4 protein-coding genes are annotated in these 3,551 nt (G+C 59.1%); 2 read left to right on the forward strand and 2 right to left on the reverse strand.

Features of this window, described 5'->3' with window-relative positions:
• Window positions 1–201 (forward strand): LysR substrate-binding domain-containing protein (locus ACK4OE_RS25510; protein ID WP_409889218.1); only part of this gene is annotated, 201 nt, incomplete at its 5' end.
• 207 nt (window positions 202–408) lie between these two features.
• Entirely contained in the window at window positions 409–1,119 is a 711-nt protein-coding gene (locus tag ACK4OE_RS25515; protein WP_409889219.1) for a hypothetical protein, read from the forward strand.
• Window positions 1,120–1,937: 818 nt separating this feature from the next.
• Here the strand turns inward: ACK4OE_RS25515 and ACK4OE_RS25520 are convergent.
• On the reverse strand, window positions 1,938–2,606 hold the full coding sequence (locus ACK4OE_RS25520) for a hypothetical protein (protein WP_409889220.1): 669 nt from the start codon (window positions 2,604–2,606) through the stop codon (window positions 1,938–1,940).
• A gap of 35 nt (window positions 2,607–2,641) precedes the next feature.
• Window positions 2,642–3,424 carry a type II CAAX prenyl endopeptidase Rce1 family protein gene (locus ACK4OE_RS25525; protein ID WP_409889221.1) on the reverse strand — a complete coding sequence of 261 codons (783 nt, stop codon included), beginning with the start codon at window positions 3,422–3,424 and terminating at the stop codon, window positions 2,642–2,644.
• Window positions 3,425–3,551 lie beyond the last annotated feature (127 nt).

Here is a 3,551-nt window from a genome sequence, read left to right on the forward strand (position 1 = left end):
CACCTGGGCGCGGCGCTGCTGCCGCGCTTTTTGATTGAGCAAGAGCTGGCGGCCGGGAGTTTGGTGGAGCTGTCAGACCAGGTGCTGACGAGCACCGATGCGTACTACTTGGTGTACCCGGAGGCACGGGCGCAAACACCGTTGGTGAAAGCGTTCAGGGATTGGGTAGTGGGGGAGTGTGCGGGGCAGCGGCAAGGGTGAGGACCGATCGCTCATACCGAGAGACCGGGGCATATCGCCAAGAGGATGAGGCGGCAATCAAAATGGCCTGTAGCGCCATATTGCAAAGCGGCCACAGCTCATCAAAATTGGCACAAAACACCTGCTGATCCATGCCCGGACCGGGAGCTCGCTCGGTTGCTATCGGCCAGAAGCGAAAGTTGGCAAGACGGTGCTAACGTCATATTCATGCTTGAAGACTATTTCTCCCTGCAATTGAAATTTGCCACGCACTATGCAGCGAAAGCGGCAGTGCCTCTCGACGTCGCCATTGACCGTTGTACCAACTTGCGACGCAGGCTGAATCTGTGGGGGGACACTGGCGCAAGTAGGTGGAAACTCTTTCTGAACAAGGTAAAAAGCGCGGTTGATGACCGTGTCGAGCAAGTCGCTTTGTGTGCCGATTTCCAACAATCTCTTTCCTACATCGAAGTCAAACGGTCGTTCGGCTGTTTTTCTTACGATCCGCCCGATGCATACGGTACCTTGCGCATCCACTTTGTTGCGCCAGATGGAATCAATTCCAGTCCGCTTGCTATTGAGAATTCCAGCGCAAGGAGGGCCGATTTACAAGAACTGATATCGCATGTTCAGCGCACGGAGCCACGCGCTACAACCGTGCGCGGCGTTTCTTGGCTCTACAACCTGCAGGCATACAAGCGACTCTTTCCAACGGCCTATAGCGCTTCAGTTCAGTCCGCATGGTTTCCCTTGCACTTGAACGGAAGTTCGACCTGGGGCCAAGTGCTGAACTGGCGGCAGGAGGTGAAACCGGATGTGCGAGATCAATTGTTAGTTCGCCTCAATGACATGGAGGTCGCAACTCCTTGGCTGGTCTTTCCGCTCCAAGCTTTGGTCACTACCAGCCAGATTGAGGTGTTTTATGACCAGTTCACATGAAGGTTGTCGAATGTCGGACATGGGCCCAAAGCGGACTCTACCGAGCACGCCTATTTCCCGCGGCTGATGGAGTGGTACAAGGCAGCATGAAGGCACCCTGGAATACTTCCCCAGTCGACAAAGAAAGCGATCCAAGCCATGGAGCTCAACGGGTTGCCTGGAAGAAAGAAAAAGCCCAAAAACATGAAGGCCCCGCCAAGCGCAGGTATCCATGAAGGGGCTGGCTTTTTCAGAACAAATCCAACGTAGAAGCAACGCCAGTTGAGTAGCGAAATCCACAATCCGAATGCAAGCGACGCAATTGCGAAAACTTGAACCATAGACACCTCAGGTTGGATTGGATCGAATGACGGGACCACGCCGAACCGGCAGAGCCACCAATGGCCGGATTCTGCTTACGCTCTTAACGCAAAGGGCTCATATCGGACGTTAGGCGTCAGCCCATCGCAGAGTCGCTGACGCCCAGATGGCCCGCTCGGCGTGTGCCACTGCTTCAAGAAACGTGGGGAATACTGCTGAAGCGTAGTTGCCATAGTCACGCGGCTTCGTGGGTGATGCCCACTGGACATCAAATCCTGGCACCGTTTGGTCTTCCTGCACTTCTGAGGGATCTAGGCAATCTCCGGAGCCATAGCGTATCGAGCAGCTCACGATGCGCACGCCCGTTGGGACACGGCCGTCGTACAACCACGTTCCTTCTCTCACGACGATGAAATCGCTCATTTCTATGTCTGCTTCTGGCCGAATTCTGCCCTACGGTGAAGTGCGCCAGCGTGCACGAGGCAGCGCCCTATATCGAATTCGTTCTAACCAACCTCTCACAAATGCCTCAGCAGATACCCCAGGCCGGTATTCGCCACCAGCCCCATCAACACCAGCCCTCCAGCCACCACCGCTGAACGGCCTGCGCCTAACCCCGCCCGCTCGCGCACCCAGTGCCACTCGGCGACAAAAAACCAAAGCAGGGCCAACAGTGCAAGCCCCACTCCGAATGCAGAGAGCAGCCCACCCGACAGTGCGAACGTGGTGCTGATCGACATGGCCATTGCGAACGGTGCCACCAGGTAGCACTGTTCGTAAAACGGGTTGCGCAGGTTGACGCGGTGGATGGGCTGGCGGCTGTGGCGCATGTACCAGACGGCGCCCGCCAGAGACCAGATTCCAAACGCCATGGTGCGGTACAGCAGCAGGTTTTGCTCGGACTTGAGCAGTGCGGCCGCGAGCGTTCCCATCTCTTGCGCAGTCTGTTTGCGCAGGGCCAGGTCGAACACATGGGACACCAGCACGCACAGGATGAGCAGCAGCGGCGGGCTGATGGCGTCGCCGTAGCGGTCGTCGCCTTCGCGGGTTTGCTCGGCCTGCACGTAGGCCACCATCTGTCGCGGGCGCAGCACGATGCGCACCAGGGTTTTGGGCAGCAGGATCAGCCAGATCAGTGCCTCGTACACAAAGTCTTCAAATGACTTGAGGATCTTGAGAAAGTCCACAGGAGCTCCTTGCGGCGGTGGGCAGGGTCAATGGGTCAGGCAATGGTGCGGGTAGAGGCCAGCACAAAGGCCATGATCGTCCAGTCGTTGGCAATGTGGGCGATGGTGCTGGCCCACAGGTTGCGGGTGTAGATGAAGACTGCCGTCAGCGCCAGACGAGCGGCTCCTAAAACGAGCAAGGCCTGGCCCAGATGCCATTGGTAGGTGGGCAGGTGCAGTGCGCCAAACACCAGCGCCGTAACCATCCATGCCAAGGCCACGGCCCAACGGGCGGGCATGCCAGCGCGGTGCAGCAAGGCCACGGTGGCCAGCAGTGGCAGGATGGTGACCAGCTCTTCGCCCAGCAGCTGCACGGCAACCAGTGCGAACCGCCCAACCAGCTGCGCTGGGGACAAGTCCGCAACAGCATCGATGCTGGCGTTGGCGCTGAGGTGAGACATGCCCAACCCATATGCAGCCACCAGCGCGGGCAAGCCGATCACCAGCGGCACTGCGGCCAGCCCCAGCGCCACATCGCGCCAGCGGGGTCGCCTGAACAGCGCCACCCATGCCGGGCCCACCGCCCATCGCAGCCCCGCCCACTGAACGCCCACAAACAGCAGCGCGGCCAAAGCGCCACCCCACTGGTCGGGCAACCAGCGCGGCACCGCCAGCAACAGGGCGAAGGCGATTGCGCTGGCGGCCCACAGCATCACGCTGCTGCGAGTGCTCAATGGCACGGGGTTGCCAAAGCTGAAGGGCAGACCGAATTCGATCAGCGACTGTGAATGAGGAAGTAGGTGGGGAGGCGACGTTGATGCGGATGGTGTGCGTTGCAAGGCAGCCTCCGTGGGTGTGCAGCAAGCATGCAGGCAAAGGCAAGACGGCAAAAGCGTTTTCGGGCGTTAGGTTACCTGGGCTTGGCAACAGCGGCGCCGTGAACGCTGGCTACCTGCCAAGCACGAC

Origin of the sequence: Acidovorax sp., assembly GCF_046314175.1 — a bacterium.
GTDB lineage: Bacteria > Pseudomonadota > Gammaproteobacteria > Burkholderiales > Burkholderiaceae_C > Acidovorax.

Excerpts from the sequence above, each read along its gene's own strand:
- ACK4OE_RS25515 (WP_409889219.1), top strand. The coding sequence starts at position 409 with ATGCTTGAAGACTATTTCTCCCTGCAATTGAAATTTGCCACGCACTAT.